Origin of the sequence: Glycomyces sp. MUSA5-2 (genome assembly GCF_037034145.1) — a bacterium.
Taxonomy (GTDB): domain Bacteria; phylum Actinomycetota; class Actinomycetes; order Mycobacteriales; family Micromonosporaceae; genus Glycomyces; species Glycomyces artemisiae.
Genome location: NZ_JBAGKG010000002.1, coordinates 53,479 through 73,503 on the forward strand (window position 1 = coordinate 53,479; position 20,025 = coordinate 73,503).

The 20,025-nt window shown below is 70.6% G+C and carries 23 protein-coding genes; all 23 read right to left on the minus strand.

Features of this window, described 5'->3' with window-relative positions; translation table 11 throughout:
• Positions 1-46: 46 nt before the first annotated feature.
• The 23 genes from WA640_RS05900 to WA640_RS06010 all read right to left on the minus strand — a co-directional run bounded on the left by WA640_RS05900 (position 47) and on the right by WA640_RS06010 (position 19,881).
• Entirely contained in the window at positions 47-667 is a 621-nt protein-coding gene (locus WA640_RS05900) for a hypothetical protein (protein ID WP_335986607.1), read from the minus strand.
• The gene (locus WA640_RS05905; protein ID WP_335986609.1) at positions 664-1,668 is read right to left on the minus strand and encodes a hypothetical protein; all 1,005 of its coding nucleotides are present in this window, start codon (positions 1,666-1,668) and stop codon (positions 664-666) included. The genes WA640_RS05900 and WA640_RS05905 overlap by 4 nt, the downstream gene beginning before the upstream one ends.
• Positions 1,669-1,770: 102 nt before the next feature.
• A complete protein-coding gene (locus tag WA640_RS05910) occupies positions 1,771-2,001 on the minus strand; it encodes a hypothetical protein (RefSeq protein WP_335986610.1) in 231 nt (76 codons plus the stop codon).
• A 143-nt stretch (positions 2,002-2,144) separates the two neighbouring features.
• The gene (locus WA640_RS05915; protein ID WP_335986611.1) at positions 2,145-2,876 is read right to left on the minus strand and encodes a hypothetical protein; all 732 of its coding nucleotides are present in this window, start codon (positions 2,874-2,876) and stop codon (positions 2,145-2,147) included.
• 99 nt (positions 2,877-2,975) lie between these two features.
• On the minus strand, positions 2,976-3,755 hold the full coding sequence (locus WA640_RS05920; protein WP_335986612.1) for a hypothetical protein: 780 nt from the start codon (positions 3,753-3,755) through the stop codon (positions 2,976-2,978).
• Positions 3,756-3,843: 88 nt separating this feature from the next.
• A complete protein-coding gene (locus WA640_RS05925) occupies positions 3,844-4,785 on the minus strand; it encodes a DNA-processing protein DprA (RefSeq protein ID WP_335986613.1) in 942 nt (313 codons plus the stop codon).
• Positions 4,786-4,895: 110 nt separating this feature from the next.
• A complete protein-coding gene (locus WA640_RS05930; RefSeq protein WP_335986615.1) occupies positions 4,896-5,507 on the minus strand; it encodes a hypothetical protein in 612 nt (203 codons plus the stop codon).
• Positions 5,508-5,612: 105 nt separating this feature from the next.
• Positions 5,613-6,521 (minus strand): hypothetical protein, encoded by a 909-nt coding sequence (locus WA640_RS05935; RefSeq protein ID WP_335986617.1) that lies wholly within the window; start codon positions 6,519-6,521, stop codon positions 5,613-5,615.
• A 70-nt stretch (positions 6,522-6,591) separates the two neighbouring features.
• Entirely contained in the window at positions 6,592-7,221 is a 630-nt protein-coding gene (locus WA640_RS05940) for a hypothetical protein (protein ID WP_335986618.1), read from the minus strand.
• A gap of 83 nt (positions 7,222-7,304) precedes the next feature.
• A complete protein-coding gene (locus WA640_RS05945) occupies positions 7,305-7,985 on the minus strand; it encodes a hypothetical protein (RefSeq protein ID WP_335986619.1) in 681 nt (226 codons plus the stop codon).
• Positions 7,986-8,064: 79 nt separating this feature from the next.
• Positions 8,065-8,565 carry a hypothetical protein gene (locus tag WA640_RS05950; RefSeq protein WP_335986620.1) on the minus strand — a complete coding sequence of 167 codons (501 nt, stop codon included), beginning with the start codon at positions 8,563-8,565 and terminating at the stop codon, positions 8,065-8,067.
• 95 nt (positions 8,566-8,660) lie between these two features.
• The gene (locus WA640_RS05955; protein ID WP_335986622.1) at positions 8,661-9,779 is read right to left on the minus strand and encodes a hypothetical protein; all 1,119 of its coding nucleotides are present in this window, start codon (positions 9,777-9,779) and stop codon (positions 8,661-8,663) included.
• 97 nt (positions 9,780-9,876) lie between these two features.
• Entirely contained in the window at positions 9,877-10,422 is a 546-nt protein-coding gene (locus WA640_RS05960; protein ID WP_335987543.1) for an antirestriction protein ArdA, read from the minus strand.
• Complete coding sequence (locus WA640_RS05965) at positions 10,422-10,775, minus strand: hypothetical protein (protein WP_335986623.1); 354 nt, start codon at positions 10,773-10,775, stop codon at positions 10,422-10,424. Before WA640_RS05965 ends, WA640_RS05960 begins: the two co-directional genes overlap by 1 nt.
• Before the next feature lie 76 nt (positions 10,776-10,851).
• On the minus strand, positions 10,852-12,777 hold the full coding sequence (locus WA640_RS05970) for a hypothetical protein (protein ID WP_335986624.1): 1,926 nt from the start codon (positions 12,775-12,777) through the stop codon (positions 10,852-10,854).
• A 112-nt stretch (positions 12,778-12,889) separates the two neighbouring features.
• A complete protein-coding gene (locus WA640_RS05975; protein ID WP_335986625.1) occupies positions 12,890-13,426 on the minus strand; it encodes a DUF4192 family protein in 537 nt (178 codons plus the stop codon).
• Entirely contained in the window at positions 13,423-14,970 is a 1,548-nt protein-coding gene (locus WA640_RS05980; protein WP_335986626.1) for a YifB family Mg chelatase-like AAA ATPase, read from the minus strand. Before WA640_RS05980 ends, WA640_RS05975 begins: the two co-directional genes overlap by 4 nt.
• 206 nt (positions 14,971-15,176) lie before the next feature.
• On the minus strand, positions 15,177-16,181 hold the full coding sequence (locus WA640_RS05985; RefSeq protein WP_335986627.1) for a DUF4192 family protein: 1,005 nt from the start codon (positions 16,179-16,181) through the stop codon (positions 15,177-15,179).
• 79 nt (positions 16,182-16,260) lie between these two features.
• Positions 16,261-16,683: a hypothetical protein gene (locus WA640_RS05990; RefSeq protein ID WP_335986628.1), complete on the minus strand. Its 423-nt coding sequence runs from the start codon at positions 16,681-16,683 to the stop codon at positions 16,261-16,263.
• Complete coding sequence (locus tag WA640_RS05995; RefSeq protein WP_335986630.1) at positions 16,680-17,144, minus strand: hypothetical protein; 465 nt, start codon at positions 17,142-17,144, stop codon at positions 16,680-16,682. The genes WA640_RS05990 and WA640_RS05995 overlap by 4 nt, the downstream gene beginning before the upstream one ends.
• Positions 17,141-17,596: a hypothetical protein gene (locus WA640_RS06000; RefSeq protein ID WP_335986632.1), complete on the minus strand. Its 456-nt coding sequence runs from the start codon at positions 17,594-17,596 to the stop codon at positions 17,141-17,143. The genes WA640_RS05995 and WA640_RS06000 overlap by 4 nt, the downstream gene beginning before the upstream one ends.
• Positions 17,597-17,729: 133 nt before the next feature.
• Positions 17,730-18,908 carry a DNA-processing protein DprA gene (locus WA640_RS06005; protein WP_335986633.1) on the minus strand — a complete coding sequence of 393 codons (1,179 nt, stop codon included), beginning with the start codon at positions 18,906-18,908 and terminating at the stop codon, positions 17,730-17,732.
• Positions 18,909-19,020: 112 nt separating this feature from the next.
• The gene (locus WA640_RS06010) at positions 19,021-19,881 is read right to left on the minus strand and encodes a hypothetical protein (RefSeq protein ID WP_335986635.1); all 861 of its coding nucleotides are present in this window, start codon (positions 19,879-19,881) and stop codon (positions 19,021-19,023) included.
• Positions 19,882-20,025 lie beyond the last annotated feature (144 nt).

Below are 20,025 nucleotides of genomic sequence, written 5' to 3' on the forward strand. Positions count from 1 at the left end.
AGGGGTGGAGCGCGGGCACCCTTAGTGCCCGCGCTCCACCCGGTTTCTAGGGTTCGATGTTCCCTTCGACGGGGAGTCCGGCGTGGATCCGGGCGAGCTGCTGAAGGTCTTTGCGAAGCATGAGCTGGCCCGTCATGTGTCCGAGCGGTGGGATCACGTCCCAGTTCGGGTGGCGGTCGAGCCGGTCGCAGCCGGTCCAGGTCGCATGGTGGTGCACGCCGTCGATAAACGCCGCCCACGCTTCGGTGCGTTTGACGGCGCCCGGGTGGCCGTAGATGGCGTTGTCGAGGGTGACCGGGACTTCGGGCGGCGGGTACCGCCGTTGCCGGTATGCGTGCAGCCGGACCGGGATGGTCGTCGAGGCGTATCGCACCGCGATCCCGATGAGCCCTTCGATCGGTTTGATCTCGCTAGTTTGGGCCTGGTGCAGGCAGTGGTATGCGAACTCCTCGACGGCGCAGCCGGGACGGTGTTCGGCCAGGGCCCGGCGGGTCTCCTCGGCGCCGGGCAGCAGCGGCATCGAGTGCCAGTGCCCTCCGGTGACGGCGGATCGGTGCCGGATGACGCAGACGAGGACGACCGGCAGGTCCGCATGGAACCGCAGGGCCGACTGGAGTACTTTCGCGCTCGCGAAGTGGTCGATCGGTTCAAGGGGCGGTGTGGTCATTGGCCGGTCTCCTGGCAGCAGAGCCGGTCGCACTCCCACGACCGGGCCGCGACGAGTTCGCGCAGCTCGCGCATCGGTCGGCGCTGTTGCAGTGCGCGGTCGAGCACCTGTGTCCGGTGGTCGTCGGTGACGGCCAGCTGGAGGCCGATGGCGTCGCGCGCGGCAGGCCCGCGGCTGGCGCTTTGGAGGGCGAGTGCGGTCATGCCCGCCAGGAACCCCTTCTCCTCGTACGGAGTGAGGCGGTTAGCCCACACCCACAGGTCCAGCCGCGGCATATCGTCCGCGAGTTGGTCGACGGCGGCGGCGAGAACGCGGCAATCGAGCAGGGCCGCGCCGAGCTGCGCGGCCTCGGCCGGCGTCGGGAGGATCGCTTCGGTATGAAGGCGCTCGAGTAGGCTCAGCGCCTGCTCGACAGGCAGCGCCGCAGCCGCGGGGGTCTGGGCTTCGTTGTCGGTCTCGAAGCCGTGGACGGCGTCGATGACGCCGGTCGGCTGCCAGGCGTGGTAGCCGGCATGCATCGCCTCGATCCGGACGTCGATGAGGTCGCCCTCGTCGAGGTCCAGACGCGTCCAGGTCGCCTCGGAGCCGTCCGAGCGCTGCCAGTATCCCTCGTCGCTGTCATCGCACAGGATGACCGCGTTCAGGTCCGGGAACACCTCGTACCCTTCAGCGTCCGCTGGGGCGGGGCCGTGGTCAACCAGACCGGACAGTCGCTCGCGCGGGCAGTAGCCGATGACGACGACCGTGTCCATGCCCAGGCGGACGTAATCGGTCAGAATCGCGGCGGCCTCCTCGCGGATGTCGGCATCGAGATGCGGCTGGTGGAAGAACAGGCCCCTGCACAGCGCCGGGTAGGTGTTCCGGCATCCGATGAACGCGAGCGCATCTTCTTGCGCGGGTCCGCCCAGCAGGTAGGGGACCCAGGGGATGAGCGCGGCCGGTTCGGCGCGGGTGCTGTCGGTGTCATCGAGGCTGATGCCCCAGTCGATCGGATTGGACATGATGGTTCTCCTTGTTGAAGTGGTGTAGCACGGGAAAGGGCCGAGCGGCCGCGTTTCGCGGCTGCTCGGCCCGGTGGTGTGTTCCGAATTGGCGGCTCGGGCCTATTCCTTTTCCTTGGACGGCTGGGCGTCCGACTCCGGGACGGACAGCTCCCAAGCCGCGTGGCGAAGCAGGGTGACCAGGTGGTCGGCCGCGGCCTCGATGTCGTCCTTGCGGAGCTTGTCGGGGACGCGGCCCGAGGCGATGCGGGAGAGGATCAGCACGTTGAGTGCGGTCTCGCGCAGGAGCTGCGTCACCGGGATGCGGTGGCGGGCCCCGACGAGGGTGCTCACGGCGTTGGCTGGTTCATCTGTCTGGTGCCTTTCTGGAAGTGATGGCGTTGTGATGTGCACGGAAACGGCCCGCACCTTGTGGGTGCGGGCCGTGACTGGAGGCGCCCGTCCTGCCGAGGCAGGGGCGGGCTGTATCCAGTGGTTCAGTCCTGTTCGGTCTCGGGTGCGAGGAACAGGGGCTGGCGGGGGTCAAGCAACGGGACCGCTGCGGGAGCGAGGTCGATCTGGTCGGTTTCCTGGTGGCATGCTGCGGCGTCGAGGTCGAGGGTGTCGCTGCGGTGGTCGATCAGGCGGGTACCGGCGGGGACGCGTGGGGGTCCGGCGAGGTAAAGGGCAGCGTCGCGCACGTGGGCGAGGGGGTCGTCCTCGTCCGGGTCGGGGCACCAACCGGCGGCGGTGGCCGAGGTGATGAGGTCGGCGGGCGCGGTCACCCGCAGGTGCAGTTCACTGGTGATGCGCACCTCGACTGGTTCAAGATCGTCGATGCCTTCGAGCTGTTGGCACGGCTCGGTGCCGGTCTCCCGGTACTTGATGTAGGCGTTGACTTCGCCTGGTGTCACCGCGGTGCAGACGGGCGTCGCTTCGAGCGCGATTGCTTCGGCGGCGGCGCGGACCTGGGCGCCAGTGGTGTCGGAGAGGACGGACACGATGCTTTCGAGACGTTCGGCCGCCGCGGCATGATCGGCTTCACCGGCCAGTGCGGTGAGTGCCTGCGCGATTGCCTCGGCGGCGACCGGGTCGGTCACGGTCGTCACGGCGGTCAGGACCGGGAGGCGACCGGGAATGGTCACGAGCGCGACCACCCGTGATCGTGCCCGGTGCTCGCAGTAGAACTCCTGCGCGACGCCGTGCATGGTGCTGTCGGACTGGGACATGCGGTACTCCTGTTGGACATTGGTTGGTGCGCTGCGCAACCGCAGCGCGGAATGGAAAGCGGACAGGGCCGCACCGGATTCGGTGCGGCCCTGCGTGTGTCAGGACTCGGGTTCGGCCAGGAAGCGGACCCAGACGCGCCCGGTGCATCCTGGGACGGGGCAGCCGATGGTGCCGGTGGCTGCGGCGAAGCCGCTGCCCTCGTCGATCCACCAGGCCGGGCCCGGGGTGTCGACCGGGAGTAGTCGCGGCTTGCCGTCGAGGCCGTACCAGCGCTGGTGGCAGACCGTGCAGTCGGCGGCCAGGCGCTTCGCGGTGAACTCGGGCCGCTCGGCTAGGGCGCTGGCGGTCGGCACGACCTCGACGCGTCCGCACCACACGGCCGGGACCGGGTGGTCGACGGTGGCGACGAGGTAGTCCCCGGGGAGGATCTCGGCCCGGCTGTACGCTCCGCCGGTTCGTGCCGGATCGAACCGGGTCAGGCTCCATGCGGTCATGACCCGCAGCACCGCAATCCTTCGGTGGTGCACGATGAAGGAGTCGCGGCCGTGATCGCTCCACACCTGCCAGGTCAAGGTCGGGCACCCGGCCTCGTTGGCAGCGGCAGCGACGGCGGCGGGCGTGAGATCGGTGAGTCGCTGAGCGCCGGTCGAGGCCGTTCCGGTTCTTGACGCCGCAGCGGCCTGGACGGTGGGAACGAGGTGCCAGATCAAGCCCGGCTTGTGGGCGAACAGCGCCTCCAGCGCTGGTGCCGGTGCAGCACCGAGCGCTTCCCAGAGCGCATCGACGGTAGCGACGGCATCGACGGCGAAGCCGCCCTCGCCCGTCGCGATCAGGCGCGCCTGTTTGCGGTCGCGGTCGCGGTTTGATTGACTGGTCAAGGCATTCCTTTCACGTCGAGGGACGCCAGGCGCAGCCGGAGATTCGTTTGGACGCGGAGATCCGGCTGCGCACAGCGAAACGAGCAGGTCACTGGTCGGTCGGCGTCTCGATCCCGGCGATGGCATCAGCCATCACGGCCGGGTCCGAAATCGCCAGGGCCCCTTCGGACTCCAGCGCGGCGTTGCCGACCCGCTTGGTGATCAGGTACGGGTGACCGGCGGAGTAGACGGCGCGATCGAGCGCCTTCGCGGTGGTGAACAGCGGCCGCTTCGCGCTGCCGGAGGGCACCTCGATGGCCGCGATGGGGCCGGACATGGCGGCCAGGAGCGCATCGCGATAGCCCGCGTTGGCCGCGCTGGCGGGGGTGTGCGGCGGCAGGCTCGCATAGACCGCCCCATGGGCGGCGATCTGCTCGATCAGGTGCGGATCGACTCCTTGGGAGGTCTGGCCGAATCCGCCGGCGACCACGGCGTTGACGGTCCGCCGGTGGGCGATCGCCTCGGCAGCGGCCTCGGCGGCAACACCAAGCCGTGCCGAGCACACCACGGTGACGCCGTGCTCGGACAGTCGCGCGGTGAGGTCGCGGGTGAACTGCTTCGCCCAGGTTGAGGGCCAGTCGTTTCCCACTACCGCGCTCCTGGGCCGATGGTGGCTGGCATCGACGCCTTGGACCCACAGGCACCACGGTTCACCCCAATTCGCGGTGCTCGGGTGTGCATGGAGCTCACTGAGACTGCGCGGCCATGCTTCGTCGTCGGGAGTCAGCAGCCGGGCCCGGTGCTCCTTCGCGGTGGCCTGCAGTCGCTCGGCCAGCCGGTGCACGTCATCGGCGCTGCTGATGCCGGTCCTGGCGAGTCCGGCGGCGACTTGTGCGGCGGGCCTGCCTGACAGGCCGCCGGTGAGGCCGAGGGCGAGGACGTCGGGGGCGCCGTGGGCGCGAATGAGGTCGCCGATCGCGGCGTGGCCGGGCCCCGTCACGGCGGTAAGGACGGCGCGTGCATCGCCGTCGTCGAGTTCGATGTGATCCATGGCGGTATCGCCTTTCGTTGTCGTGGAACGGAAAAAAGGCCGAGCGGCCGAGACCTGGTTGAGGTCTCCGCCGCTCGGCCGGTCATGGAGTTCGGTTGGGTCCGTGCCGATCAGCGCGAAGGCGTCGTGCCGTTGGTGTTCGGCGGCGGGACAGGCGTGTCGGTCGTGACGCGGCACCAGACGCGCTGGGAGTCCTCGTCGGTGTAGTGCTCGCCGAGGTCTTCGCCAAGCAAGTTGTCGAGGTCCCGGTTCGCTGCGTTCGTGCACTTGCCGGGGTGTAGCAGCGCCTGCTCCCAGCCGGGCGAGAGTTCGTCGCGATCGAAGGTGCGGGTGTAGCGCTTCTCCCACCAGTATTCGAACGTGACTGGGCCAGTGCCCGCGAGATTGAGGAAGCGGGTGTCCAGCACGGTGTCGGTGACTTCGAGGACGGCGCGGGCGTAGGGGACCGCGTTGAAATCCCACGGCAGACCCCGTGCGGTGTCGGCGTCGCGAACCGCCCCGGCGAGCACGAGCGCGGCCAGGTCCTGTTCGGCGCCATGGCGTTGATCGGGATCGTCGCTGCGCAGGCCGCGCAGGAGGGCCTGGAGGGTGTCGGTGGCGGCGGCGATGATCGTCTCGCGGTCGCCTTGTTCGTCGCGGTCCAGTTGGACTGCGGCGGCGGCGATGTGTGCGATCGCAGCCTCGGAGTCCCTCTGGCCGGTAGCGGGTGATGGCTTGTTCAAGATGTGTCCTTTCGCGTTGGTGTTGCCGTGAATCGACTGGAGCGCGGTGCGCTCACGTGGGTCCCGTGGTCAGGTCTCGGGTCTTGCCGGGCCGGGCGGTGCCGGTCACGGCCGCCACCCGAGGGCGGCGGCGCTGACCCCGATCCCGAGGAGGCTACGGACGTGCGCCGACAGTGGCTGTGTCGTCGTGCTGTACAGGTCCGTGGTGCTGACCTCCATGCCCCACCGCCATCGCGCGAGCGCCTGGAGCGCGAGACCGTTCTGGTCGGCGCGGTAGCCGGGGCCGTCGGTGCCCATGCCCTCCGACCAGTGCAGCGTCCTGACTGCGTCGGTCTCGGCAAGGAGGTGGTCGATGGCCCCTGCAAGCAGGCCCGGGCTGAGGGAGAACCGCTCGGCCATGAGCGCTCGTTCGCTGTCGTCGTCAGGTGTGAAGTTCTCGGTCAGCGCAAACAGGTCCCGCGATGGCAAGTGGCTGCCATCGGGAATGCGACCGAAGTCGGGGAGCGTTCCGCGGGGCGCTCCGGCCTGTTCGAGGCGCGCGTGCAAGCCGATCGCAGTCATGCGTGCGGCGACGGGCTCGGTGGCGGGAGGGTCCTGGAGCTTCCAGAGGTCGTCCCACATCAGCGAGCCTTCGAGCCAGCGCCGGTCCCCATAGATCCAGATGGATCGCTCACCGTCCCAGTGCATTCCGATCGCATCGACGAACTCGTGGGTGAACGTTTCCTCCCATGCCAGGTTGGCCCGGCCGGAGTCGAGGCTGCACAGCAGCGTCGTGAGACGCTCGGGCCGCAGTGGCGCCCAGGTCTCGGCGATGCCAGCGCCACCGGAGGCGATGACGTCATCGAGGTCGTGGACGGTCATGCCGCACGGCGCACCGGCCCGGGAGCCGAGCAGGACCATGGCTTCGTCGGGACGCTCGACCAGGTAGGGCGAGAGCGCGACCAGTGCGGCCGGGGACATGGCGGTCGGGTCGTAGTCCGGCTGGAGGGCGGTGGTGGGCAGTGGCTTGTTCAAGGCGTATTCCTTTCATCGTGGCGGGCGGGAGTGGCCGGTGCCGTTCCCGTTGGCGGTGTTGCGGGATCGGTTAGGCCGTGGCCTGCTGGTGCCGGTTGCGGCATCCGCAGTCGCACGCGCACGGCCGTGTGTCGCGGCCTTCGGTGATGTAGCGGCCCTGGCAGATCGAGTGCAGGCGTGCCGCGCATCCGACCGAGCGTTCGGGCCCGGGGTCGAGGTCGCGCATGTCGAGCGCGACCGGGCGCGCATGCACGCCTTCGTCGAGGTAGTACATGCAGAACACCGTCCGCCCCTCTCGGAAGGCCAGCGCGACAACGGAGGTCGTCTCGAACAGGTCTGGATCGAGCAGGGCCGGGTTGCTGTCGTACCGGGCCCGGTCGTGTTCGGATAGGCCCGCTTCGGGCAGCTCCAGCGCGAGGTCGCTGATGCCGAAGGCGATCGGCGGTGTCGTGACCTTGCTGATGATCTCGTTGAGTAGCGCCCCTGGTGAGAAGGCGACTTTGGCGCCTCCCCGGTACCAGGTCACGGCCTCGATCGCGGCACTGACCTGGGCGCGGTCGCTCTCGCGTGCGGTGCGCTGGCGGGCGAGGATCGACCAGTGCCGGTCGGTGCCGTCCGGGAGGTGCTCGGAGAGCCAGTACCCGGTGCGGGTACTGGGAGAGCCGCCGGTGGCGGCGGGTGGTGGTGGCTGGTGGTCCATGTGCTGGTACTCCAATCGGTTTGGAAAGAGGAACGGGCGCGCCGTACGGCGCGCCCGGGGGATCGGTGGTGTGCGAGCAGTTGCTAGTCCTGCTCGGGTTCGGCCTGGTCTTCGTCGGCGAATGCGTTCTTGCCGCGCTGGTAGATCGCGTCGGGGTCGAGGCCGTCGCGGCGGGCCAGGTGTCCGAGGTCGCCGATGAGGTCGGACAGGATTTCTTCGCGCCCTTCGCTGTCGGTGGACAGGTAGTCCCAGCCCTTGCGCGTCAGCGCGCTGAACGCCTGCACCGCAATCTCCGCCCAGGCGGCGCAGTGCTCGGCGATGGCGGACTCGTCGTAGGGGAGCAGGCCGGTGTGCAGCTGGCCGTTGCGTTCGCGCTGGCAGTTGTGGCAGCGCAGGTACCAGCGCGGGATCTCCCACACCTGCGTGCCGCAGTCTGTGCAGGTGAAGTGCCCTTGGCCGGAGGCGATGGCGGCATCGATCTCGGCCTCGCGGCGCTGGGCATGGAGTCGGATCGCTTCGATGACGATCAGCTCGGGATACCAGCCCGCGACTTCGGCGTACTCGAAAATGGCGGCGACGGCGGCGACGGCGTCGGCGCGCAGCACCTCCTCGGGCCCGGTCGGCGGGTCCTGGGACTTGTTCACGGCCATGATCACCCCCATGCCGCCGTACACGGCATGGTCGCGATTGGCAGCGATGGCGGCCTCGTGGGCTGCTTGCAAGTGCGGACGGGCCGGTGTCTCAATGGCGGCTTCCTCGCTCATGGTTGCTGTCCTTTCTGGTTGTCGGGTAAGACGAGCCGGGGCTCGCGCAGGAATGCGCGAGCCCCGGGGTGCGGTGTGGTTATCGGTGCTGCTTGGGCAGACGGACTCGTCCGGGCTCCAGCACCAGGAAGAACGCCTGGTGCTGCCGTTCGAGATAGTCGGCGTCCAAGGCGTCGCAGGCGTCGCCGAGCGCGACCTTGGACCTGCGGACCAGCCCTGCGAGGTTGCGGTGCTCGATGGCCTTCCCGCAGTCGGTGCAGGCGTCCCACAGCTCACTGAAGTGCTGCTCTTGGACGATGTCGTTGTCGTCGCCGAGGACCAGCAGCTGCATCCCGGGAGCCCGGTAGCGCCAGACGGGTTCAGTGTCATTGCAGAAGTCGCAGCGGTTGTCGATCTGCGCTTCGTAGTGCTCGTCCCGTGGTTGCGGCTCCGGGTCGTGGGCGGCCTCGTCGTCGAGCGGGTGCCTATAGATCACTTCACCGGTGGGTTCGCCGTCGTCTCCGAAGGGCAGGTACCGGTTGAGCGGTCGCAGGCAGGCCCCGCAGATCATGCGCGGTGCCGGTGGTGGTGTGCTGTCCAAAGCAGCTCTCCTTCTCGTTCTCTTGCGGAAGTGGATGAATGGCGGGTTGCAGCCGGCCGGGGCTCTCGGGTTCGAATCGGAGCCTCGGCTGGCACCTACGGGTTCGGGCGTGAGCGTTTGCGCGGGTTGGCGACGATCGCGACCAGGTCCGCGGCGTATCTCGTGTCGCACTCGGCGCGGCTGATGTAGTCGCGGCTGCGCACCCGCACGAACCCGAGGCCGTCTGGCACTGGGGGCGCGGAGACCCTGGCGCGGCGGCTGACGCTGGAGGTGAACTCGTCGCCGACGGCCAAGGCGCCCATGACGGTCGCCCGTCCGTCCCGCTCGCACCCGCACTTGCACGAGCACGGTGCGGTGCCGTTGGTGGTGCGGCCCCGGCACTGGCCGTGCTCGCCGCGTCGGCACGCACCGCTCGCACCCGGCCCCGGGGGTGCGGGCGGCAGGGCGCGGGTCTGGACGAGGACCGGCACCGACCGGCCCACCACCGCCAACCCGAACACCTCCACCGCAGCGCCCGTTTCGAGGGAGCGGACGGCGACCATGCGGACTGAGCTCATCGGTGCGCCGATGCCCCTGCCGAGGAGCCCGATCGCGACCAGTGCCTGTGTCGGCCAGGACGGTTCGCCTTGCACAACGCCGACGGCGGCGGCCAGGCCCGAAGGCAGCTGGTGGAGCAGCGGCGCAGCGCTGCTGCGGTGCAGCAGGTCCCCGCTGCGGCCGACCGACACCCAGTCGCAGCGGGCGGCGAGCACGCTGAGCTGCTCGCGCTGCTCAGGGGCGTGGTTGACCGCGCTGGCGCTGCTCGGCCAGGTCCGGCGAACTCCTTCGGCGAGGAGCCCGGTGACCGGGTCGGCGGCCAGAGCGACCAGTGCCGCGTCTCGGATGCGACGTGTGCGGTCGGCGCGGCCGGAGTCGTCGAGGTGGACGCCGACGGCGGCGAGCTGGTGCTCGCGTTCGGTCTGGTCGATGCCGCGGAAGGCGCTGCTGCGGCGCAGTTGCCCGGTGTCGGTGAGGATGCGCTCGATCCCCTCGGGCTGGGCTCCGGCGATGAACTCCGAGACCTGCTTGGGGCTGGTGCCGAATGCGGCGGCGAGGTCATCGACGGTCGTCCACGCCCCGAACGGCATGGCTTTCAACACGGTGGTGACGTGGTCGCGCCACGGGTGGCTCAGCGGCGGCGGTGCACTGCCGCTGAGGTCTTCGATACTGCGCATAACGAATGTCCTTTCGATTGCTGGATAACGGAAAGCGCCGCAGCCGATGGCTGCGGCACCGAACGTGCGAGCCCGGTGCGGGCCCGATGTGATGTGGTCATTCGAGGTGCCAGACGTGCAGCGTCCGGCCGATACGGGCCGACTCGTAGTCGAGGAGATCGTTCTCGCCGACCTCCTCCCAGTCGATGTACGGGTCGAGCACCTCCTGCACATGCCCCGGGAGTTCGTGCCAGCCGAGCAGGTCGGCGCCATGCTCCATGCCGAACGCCCGGACCGACGCGAACGCCCCGATGTAGTTGCCCTCGCACTGCGCGGCAAGCTCGGCGCTGGCCGGTTCGCCGACGGCTTTGACGTAGGCAGCGAATACGGCGCGCTGGTCGGGCTCCATGTCGTCGAGGACCCGTGCCACCTCCACGGCGGTGACGACGGATTCGCCGATGGCGTCGCTGAAGTGCCCGAGGTCGCCGTCGAGGTCGAACACGCCGATCTCCTCGTGCAGCTCCAAGTCGTCACGGTGGTCGCCGTGGTCGACGCCGAGCTGGTGCACCAGCTCGATGCTGGGGGTCTGGTCGGGCAGATCGAACCAGGCGCCGACGAGGAAGCCCTCGTTGTAGCAGGCCCAGCACCCGACCCATGCCTGCATCACAACCGCGGCCCCGGGTCCGCGTCGGTGCCGTCGGCTGCGGGCGGCTCGTCCCACAGGAGCCGGCCGTCGTGGACGACGATCTCGATGTCCGCCGACGCCCCCGCGAGGACTTCGGCGGTGTGCGGGTCGTCGAATGCCTCGTCGCAGATCACGATCGTCTGCAACGGCTTCCCGGATTTGTCGTGGAGGGAAATGGCGACCGACTGCTTGAGGTCGAGCTGCCGGCCGTGCCGTTTGCAGGCGTAGAGCTGCTCGGCGGCCATGCGCCGCAGGAACTGCCGGTCAGCCCCGACCTCGGGTCCGCGGCCGGTGACGATCGCGTCGACCATGTCCCGCTCATAGGCATCCACAATGGTCTCCTTTCAAGAGTTGTTGCAGGACGGCACGGCAGGACCGCGCCCAAAGGCACGGTCCTGCATTGTGGTGCTATTTGTCGGTGTCGGTGTCGGTGTCGGTGTCGGTGTCGGCTTCCTCCGACCAGTCGTCGGCCTCGTCGTCGGCGTCGTACTCCTCGTCGGCATCGAAGCCGTCGTCCTCGCGATTGAGGAGCGCGTCGTGGTCGGGTTTGACGGTGGACCGGTAGGTTTCCACCCGTGCGTCCCTGACCCTTTCGATCGGGGAGCCGTCCTCGAGCGTCAGATTGACGAGGGCGTTCTTGACCGCGCCAGCGCTGCGGGGTATGGCTCGCTTGGTCGGGTCGGTCTCGCTGATCGCCTCGCTGGTCTCCGCGACCTTCTCCTCATCCTCAAGGTGGTTTTCCACCCAGGTCGCGAGCCAGTCGAGCATCTCGCCGCCTTGGCACGCGCGCACCAGGACGTTCAACAGGCCCCCCGGCGTGCGGACGGCCGGGTCCTTCCCGGCTTCCATCTCCCAGCCCGCGGGCGCGGCATTAGCCCAGGCCAGGATCATGACCCTGAGTGCCTTCGGCGGCAGCGGCACGCCCTCATCGTGCGTGTTCGCCCGGGGCTCTCCCTTGACCTTCTTCTTCCCTTCGGTGGGAGCCCCGCCCGCGATCTGGCGACCTGCGAGGGTGCGCCCGCAGGTGGCGCATCCGAGCATGGAGGGTGAGTCGCTGGGCCGGACCAGGTGCGCCTGGTCGAGCGTGTGCTCGGTGGCCCGCCACATCCCGCCGTCGGGCCGGCGGATGTGGGAGCACTCGACGATCCGGCACGCGCGCATCGCCCACAGCCCCTGCAGGACCACCGGCAGCCGGAACCCGGTGTACTCGGCGATGGCCTTGGCGTCCATCGGGTCGCCGTGGTCGAGGAGCATCGCGGCGAACATGATCTCCGGCGACCGGGCGTGGGCGTCCTGCTCGGCCCGCTCGGCCAGGCCCGCGGGCGCGGGCGTGTCCGGATCGAACGGCTTCACCGCGCTCGCTGCGCCGTGCTCGTACTGCAGGACCGCGTCGTCTCCGCAGTCGGGGCAGACCACCCGCCGGGGGGCCTTGGACATGTGGATGCCGACGAGGTGCCGGTGCGTCGCTCCCGGGGCCTGTCGCCACTGGCCGCGGTCGGCCCGCCAGTTCCCGGAGGCTTCGGCAACGCCGTGCTCCCACATCAGCCAGAGGGCTTTGACGATGCGGATGCTGCGCATCGCCGTCCCTACGAGCCGGAGCAGGTAGGGCAGGTCGACGCTGGTGTCCGCGCCGTGCGGAGGCAGGCAGTTGAACACCATCATCACCTCCAGATCAGAGCCGCCCATACTCGACGGCTCCTGGAGCGGACCGCCGGTCGTCCACTCCAGATCCGCGTCCGCGAACTCCTCGTCCCCGGGCTCCTCCTCTGCAACCCCTGTCGAAGCGGTCTGCGTGTCCGCTCCCCGACCGGACTCAACCGCCTGATCGCCTTCTGCCACGTCGTTGTCCGTGGCGGCTTCGCATTCGCGCGTCGCTTCCGCATCCGGCGGCTCCGGCGCCGTCTCCTCGTTTTCGAGCGGATCGGACCCCGGGGATTCCGGATCGCCGTCCTGCTCCAGGTTGCTTCCGTCGTCCTCGGAGCCGTCGGCGCTGGCGAGACCGGCCGCAGGCGCGTTCTCCTCGATCCCTGCGTCCTCGGCGGCGTCCGAACCGGCAGCCTCGGCATCGGTGCTGTCGTCGGCGGTGGCCCCGAGCAGGTGCTCGGGCAGTTCGACCGGCAGGGCGAGGTCCCGGTTGATGAACCACTGGATGTTCTTGCCGCGGCCGGTGTGCTTGAGGATCTGCTCCTCTTTGAGGACGGCGAGGATGCTCTTGACGTCCGTCTCGGGCAGCGCGGTGCTGGTGGCGATCTCGTCGACCTTTTTGGAGTCGCGCGGCTCCGAGAGGCAGTTGATGACCGCAGTGATCGCTGCGGGGTCGTACTCGGTTTCCATGGTCGTTCCTTTCATGATGGTTGCGCCCCAACCGGTGTCGGGGCATGACGAAGCAGGGGCCGCGAACGAGTCGCGGCCCCTGCGGGTGGGGATGTGGATTGGTGTCGCGGTCCTAGAACCGCTCGGCGCCGACCGGCTGCACCTCCTCGGCGGGCACGGCGCGCTCGATCGCGTCGAGGTAGGCGCGCGCGTCGACCAGATCCGGATTGAGCTCCAAGGCGCGTTCGAGCGCGCTGTGGGCCAGACCGGTCTGGCCGGACCGGTAGGCGGCGTAGGCGGCGACGGTCATTGCCTGGGCTTCGACTGGCGTCTCGATCGCGTGCCGAGCGACCTCAGCCCACCGCTCGAAGCGCGCCGCGGACTCCAGGCCGATGCGCTCGCATGCGGCCGCGCGGCAGCGGATCTTGACCAGGTACACCAGCGCCTGTGCGATCTCGCCCTTTTCGAGCGCGGCTGTACCTTCCGTGATCGGTGCAAACACAGGACCGCTCTGGGCGACGAGTTCGTAATCGCTAAGGCGACCCATCGCCGCCGCCAGGCACAAGGCGATGATCCCGACGGTTTCGATTCTGACCGCAGAGACCGGAGCGAACATCGTCGCGAAGGTGCGGTCCGCTGCGTCGCCGCTGGGCTCGTCGTGGCCGGTCACTGTTCCTCCGAACCGAGATCCAGGCCCAATCGGAGGCTGGCGGCGGCGGCGACGTCGTCTCGGGTCGGCTCCTCGTGACCGCGCAGGTCCGCGATCGTCCAGGCGAGCTTGAGCGCCCGGTCGTATCCGCGTGCGGTGATCCGCTCGGTCCTAATGAGCTGGTGAGCGACGGCGACCGCTTCGTCGGGAAGTCGCCATGCGGGCGAACGGAGTATGGGGCCCGGCACGTCCCGGTTGCACCGCCACGGCTCCCCCGCCGCCGACCAGCGGACAGCGGCTGCGGCGCGGGCGGCGGCCACGCGAGCGGCGACCATTTCCGAGGACTCCCCGCGCGGTCGGTCGGTGCCCTCGGTCAGCGGGCCGAGCGCGGGCAGGTGGACCCGCAGGTCGACCCGGTTCAGGACTGACCGGGAGATCTGGGCCAGGTAGCCGCGACGCTGCGAGCCCCGGCAACGGCACGCCCCCGGTGACGCTGCCCTGCAAGGGCACGGCGCGGCAGCGAGGACCAGTTGGACGTCCGCCGGGTAGGCGATCCTGGTGTCGCCGCGGCGAATGCGGACCTCACCGGACTCCAGGACCTGCCACAGTGAGTCCAGCACGGGCAAGGGCCAATCGGGGGCCTCATCGATGAACAGGACCCCGCGGTGCGCGAGCGCGACCTCCCCGAGCACTCGTGCTCCCGCACCGCCGCCGATGAACGAGGCCGTGGTGATCGAGTGGTGCGGTGCAGCGAACGGCGGATGCTCGATCCGATTCGCCTCGCTGCCGATCAGACGCCCTCGCAGCGAATGCAGGCCCGTCACCTCCTCGGCCGCCTCCGCCGTCAGCGCGGGAAGCAGGCCCGGGAGGCGTTCGGCGATGGCGGTCGTGGCGGCACCAGGCGGGCCGACGAGCAGCATGTGGTGCCCGCCTGCCGCCGCCACCTCGAGCGCCCACCGGGCCCTGGCGCTGATCGGGAGATCAGCCAGATCCGGCAGCGCGGGCAGCGGCCCCGCAGCGGGTGCAGGCTGCACCGAGGTGATTTCTGCCTGCCCCCACAGCCAGGCGGCGAGCGTCGCCAGATCGGGGACGGTGAAGACCGTCATGCCCTCGACCAGCGCGGCCTCGGCCGCGTTGTCCGCAGCGACGATCGCGCCGTCGAATCCGGCAGCGCGGGCGGCAGTGAGCGCGGGATACACCCCGGGCAGCGCTCGCAAGCTGCCGTCCAGGCCCAGCTCGGCGAGCAGGACTGTCCCGGACAGGGCCGCGGTGTCGATGTCACCGGCCGCGCCCAGCACCGTGACGGCGAGCGCGAGGTCCGTGGCCGAGCCGACCAGTCCGGGCGTGGCCGGGTTGCAGGTGATGGTCACTTCCTGGTCGGGGAAGCGCAGAGATGAGTTCGCCAGGGCCGAGCGGACGCGGGTCTGCGCCTGCTCGGCGACGGTCTCAGGGAGCCCGGAGATACGGACCTTGGGGTCCGCGGTCGCGACGATAGCGGTCTCGACGGTCACGATGGTCGCGTCCGTGCCGGTGAGGGCGACGGCAGTGGTGCGGCTGTAACCCACGGCGCGCTCCTTTCCTCGATCGACGGGTCTGCCGGTTGGTGTCGGGGGACGGCGGCGCCGTCCGGTTAGTGGTGTGCGTTCGCACGGTGACTTCCTTTCCGCCCGCGCAGCGGGCATGCGAGAACAGCGGCACCGTCCGGTGCCGCTGTGGGGCGGGCGGCGCACCTGGTGGTGCGCCGCCCGCTGGGATCGTGTGGTGGAGCCGGTCAGGCGCGTTGGCGCACGGCGGCGAGCCCGACCGGCGACGCGGCGTCGCGCTGCGGTCCGAGGACGGTCAGGCTCGCGGCGCTGATGCCGGTCGCGATGAGCGCGGCGACGGCCCGCGCCAGATCGCAGTCCGGGTCGGCGGCCAACGCGACCTCGGCAGCAGCACCGGCGTCGAGGCCCTCGGCCCAGGCCGCCAGCGCCGCCAAGGCGGCGGCGACAGCGCGCTCGGTCCCGCCGAGGTAGGACGCGACCTGCGTCCACATGCGCCCGTGCCAGTCCTCGGCGGTGAGCACGTGGCCCACCAGCCACGAACGCAGCTCCGCGTTGTCGGCCACCGCGACCCCCAGCGCCGTCGCATCCTGCGCCGAGACCTGCGGCGCCTGGGCGCACGCGTAGTACAGCCCCGCATCGACGGCGGTGCGATCGGACACGGGCCGCTGCTCGCGCTCGTGGCGGCGCAGGTCGCACCACGCCTGGACCGCAGCCGCATCCGCAGCGGCCGGGAACGCGAAGCGCTGGAGCTGGGCCTCGTAGACGGCGGCGGCGCGCAGGCGCACCGCGGCGACGACGGCCGCGGGGTCGTCCTCGGGGAAGGCGACCGCAAAGCGCCGGTTGCGCTCCTCGAGTTCGTCGGCGACGAACGACCACCGGCCGCTGGCGGCCACGATCCACTGGTGGCCGTCAACGAGGTCGGGCCGGACGGCGAGGAGGTTGGTCATGACCCGGTCGAGCACGATCGCGCCGTCCCTGCGGTCCGGGCTGAATGCGACCGCATACAGCTCGGTCGCGTTCGAAGCGGCCCACCGGTCGCGGAACGCCGCCATCTGCTCGGGCCGCTCGAAGTCCGCCATGGGCCGGCACTCCAGGTCGACCGGGCGCCCCTCGCAGGTGCCAATGGCGACCAGCTCGGCAGCGCCGAGAGTGGTGCGCAGGTACGGCGCGAACCCGGCCAGGGCACTGGTCGGGAGGGTGTCGAGGTGCTCGTAGATTCCGTAGGATCGCATCTGGACCCTTCCTTTCTTCCTTGTTGGTTGGGATTCCGGTTGCGGCCGAGCGAGAGTCGGATTTTGCTCGGCCGCAACGTCATTGACGTGCAGCGGTCACCGGGTCGAGCGCGTGGAACTCCAGACGCACCACCGATCCCAGGGCCGCCGTGACCGCGGCAGCATCAAGCCCGCACGCGCCGGAGACTTCGAGCCCGATCTGATCGACCGGGCCCGGCACCTGCGGCGCGGGCGGATTGCCGTGCAGCACACCGCCCCCGAGCTCCCCGGTGATGCGCGGCGCGGTCGCGCCAGTGCGCTGCCGCGGGATTGCGGGCGCCGCTGGGACCGCCGCGAGGACGCCGTACGTACGAAGCGGCACCCGGACCAGCACCAGGCGGACCAGATCGGAGCCGGGTGCGTGCAGCGCGATCCGCAACCGCTGACGACCCGCCTCGCCCACTGGCGTGCCGAGGCGCAGCACCCCGGTGCCGAGCACATGAACCGTCCCGGCGGCCTTCATCGCGCACCTGCCGAGTCGGGCGGGGGCAGCTCGCGCAGCTCCACCGGGCGCAGCAGCTGCAACTCGACGAACGCGCCGCTGACCTGCGATAGCGCCTGCGGGTCGAGCCATGGTCCGCGGTAGCCGGGCCGGTCGGGCTCGACGCCGATCGCCTGCGGTGTCCGGGGGGCGGTCAGGCCGGTGACCCGGACGCGACCGGACCCCAGCCGCACCGGGACCTCCCGGTCCACCGCGAGACGGATCTCGCCGGGGGCGAACCAGCGCCGCCACCGCAGACACACGATCCGCTCGCGCCGCACGGCGACGAGCACCGCGTGCGTCGCCACCGGGACGCCCGACAGCTCCAGGTACTGCCCGTCGTCGCCGAGCAGCGCCACGAGCCCGAACCTGCCGCCGCGCTCGCTCCTGGGCACCGTGAGATAGCCCCGGCCGATCCTGAACACGCTGGTGGGCTGGCTCAAAACAGCCCCCACTCGGTCTCGACCGGGCCCCGGGAGGAGCACGGGCACGCCGAAGTCGACACCGGGTGGGCCTCCAGCAGGACCGGGCGCTGGCGCACGTGCGGGCTCTCGACCACGGGCCGCAGGTTCAGCCGCCGTCCATCAGGGTGTGCGAGGCCGATTGCGGTCGCTGACCTGCCTGCCCATGTGAAGGGCTGCGCGACCAGCACCCCTTGCGCGATCCGGCGCCGCAGGAGCGGGGCCTGCTCGGTGTGCGGCTGCACCGGTTGCGCCGTCAGCACCCGCTCGCGGCCGAGCCCGAACGGCTCGAACTGGAGCGGCAAGTGGTACTGGTCGAGGACCAGCACCGCCTCCCACGGGCCCTCGCCGGGGACGTCCGGTACGAGGAAGCCGACGGCAACAGCGTGTCCGAGCACACCAGCGTCTGCGAGACGAACATCAGGTTCATCCACAGTGCTCTCCTTTCTTGGGTTGGGCGCGGGCCTCCTCGGCGAGGGACCCGCACCGGGACATGCGAAAACCGCCCCTGCGCGCGCAGCGGCGGTCGATCAAGGCGGGCGAGAACCTGCCTCGCCCTGTATGGGTTCAGGCGCCTTCCGGGGACGGCGGGTGCTCCGGGCTGAGGCGCCAGCGCCCGTCGATCTGCTCGACCCAGCCCGACGCCTGGAGCTCTTCGAGCGCCGCGGCTGCGGCCCCCTCGGGCATGCCCGCTGCCGCGGCGAGCCGATCGGCGGTCACGATGTAGCCGCGCGGCAGCACCTCGACCAGCCGCTGCTGGAGCAGCGGCAACGCCGCGAACCGGTCGCGCCCGGCCCGAGGCTGCGGAGCCGAAGCGGACTCGGTGCGGGCGAGGTCGTTGAGGACGTCCTGCGCGCCGGTCACGAGCCGGGCACCCCAGTCCTCACGGGCGATCTGGTGGACCCCGGTCGACAGCGACGAAGTGACCGGCCCGGGGGTGAACATGACCGCCCGGCCCAGGGACGCGGCGTACCTGGCGATGCTGCGCGCATCGGACCGGGCCGTGGCCTCCACCACGACCGTGCCCGCCGAGGCAGCCGCCAGCAGCCGGGACCTGGACAGGAACCGGCCCGACATAGGACTGGTTCCCGGGGGCCACTCGCTCACCAGCAGCCCGCCCCTGGCGGTGATCGTGTCGAACAGCGGCGCGTGCGCCCTCGGATAGGGCGTGTCCACCCCGCAGGCCAGGACCGCCACCGTCGTCCCGCCCCGGGCGAGCGAGCCCTGGTGCGCGGCGCGATCGATCCCGAACCCGCCGCCAGCCACGACCGTCCAGCCCTCCCCAGCGAGGTCAGAGGCGAGGTCGTCGGCTACATGCTGGCCGTACTCGGTGGCAGCCCGGGAACCGGTGATCGTCACCGACCGCGACAGCGCTTGCGCGGGGTCGCCCTCGCCGCGGACCCACAGGCACCTCGGCGGGCGCAGGTGCAGCTCATGGTCTGAATCCAGGCCCCGCAGGTCCTCAAGTGCGGCGGGCCAGTCCGGATCGCCGGGGATGAGGACCCGGGACCTGCACCGCTCGGTGGCGCCGACCAGCCCGGCCGCGAGCCATGCGGGTTCCTGTTCGAACGCGATCGTGGTCCCGTTCGCGCCCGGACGCAGCCGCTCGGGCACGTCGCCGCTCCAGACCCGGTGCACGGTCTCGGACGCGCCGCAAGCGGCAACCAGGTCGTCCAGATCGGCGTCACCGGGCTCGAACAGCCCTGACAACAGCATGCGCGCCTCACGTTCCTTGAGCGTTTTCACTTGCTCTCCTTCCCCTCTCGCCCGTCGCCGGGCACAAAAAAGCGGCGGCGCGATCGGAGAGATCGCGCCGCCGTGTTCGCCTCGAGCTGACCCCGACATCGGGGCCTGTGTCCTACCGCTTCGCCTTCTTCGCCTTCTTCACCGCCTTGACCGGGGTCTTGTGCAGCGGCGCCTCCCCCAAGCAGGCTTCGGGGTCGGTCGCCTCCTTCTCGGTCTCCGGCCCGGCCTCCGCGACTGCATCTCCCTCGTCCTCACCGTCCGCATCCGGTGCCGCCTCGGGTTCGGGGCGGGGGTCGGCGGGGACGTGGGTGATGAGTCCGGCGATGGGCGCCCACCGGCCGATGGCCTCGTGCAGGTGCCGCCGGGCGGTCTCGGGCAGCTCCCGGCCCCGTCCGGGCACGTACGCGTTGACCCACGCCTGGACCCAGGCGAACACCGGGGCGAGGGCGGCGAGGATCTGGGCGACGGCGCGCGCGACCTCGGCGGGCGCGGCCACCGGCTCGCCCTCGGTGGTGCACACCCGCTTCGCGCACTCGGCCGCGGCCTCCTGGAGCGCGGTGAGCGCGTTCCCCTGGTGCAGGGGCGCCGGGGCGGGGATGGCGACGTCCAGCAGCCCAGCGGTCAGCGCGAGCGAGTCGAGCGCCTGCCACAGGTGGCTGCCCGCCGGTTCGGCGTACTCGGCCCCGATCCGCGACCAGTGCTCGATCACGTAGGCGCCGGTGACCTCGCCCATCTGCGCGAGCGCAGCCACGACGGCGGCGACGGTGTGCGCCAGGTGCACCGGGGAGAACGCCTCCGGGGACGACTCCACGAGCGCGGCGCAGGACCGGGCCCGGACCGCGAGGTCGGTGACCGGGTCGGCGGGCCGGGTCGTGCCGGTGACGGTGTCGACGAACGCGTCGACGGTCGCCTCGGCGACGGCGGGCTGGGAGCCCGGGTTGGTGGAGAACAGGGACTTGATTCGGCGCAGCATGATGCGCCTCCTTTCGAATGATCGGAGGTTGAGGAACGGGAACGGGTGCTGTGCGGGTGCGCAGCATGAGCTGCCGCAGGGCAGCAGAAGAGGCCGCGCGAGGCGGCTGGGACACCACTCCGTGGTGGCGGGTCCCGCTCAGGC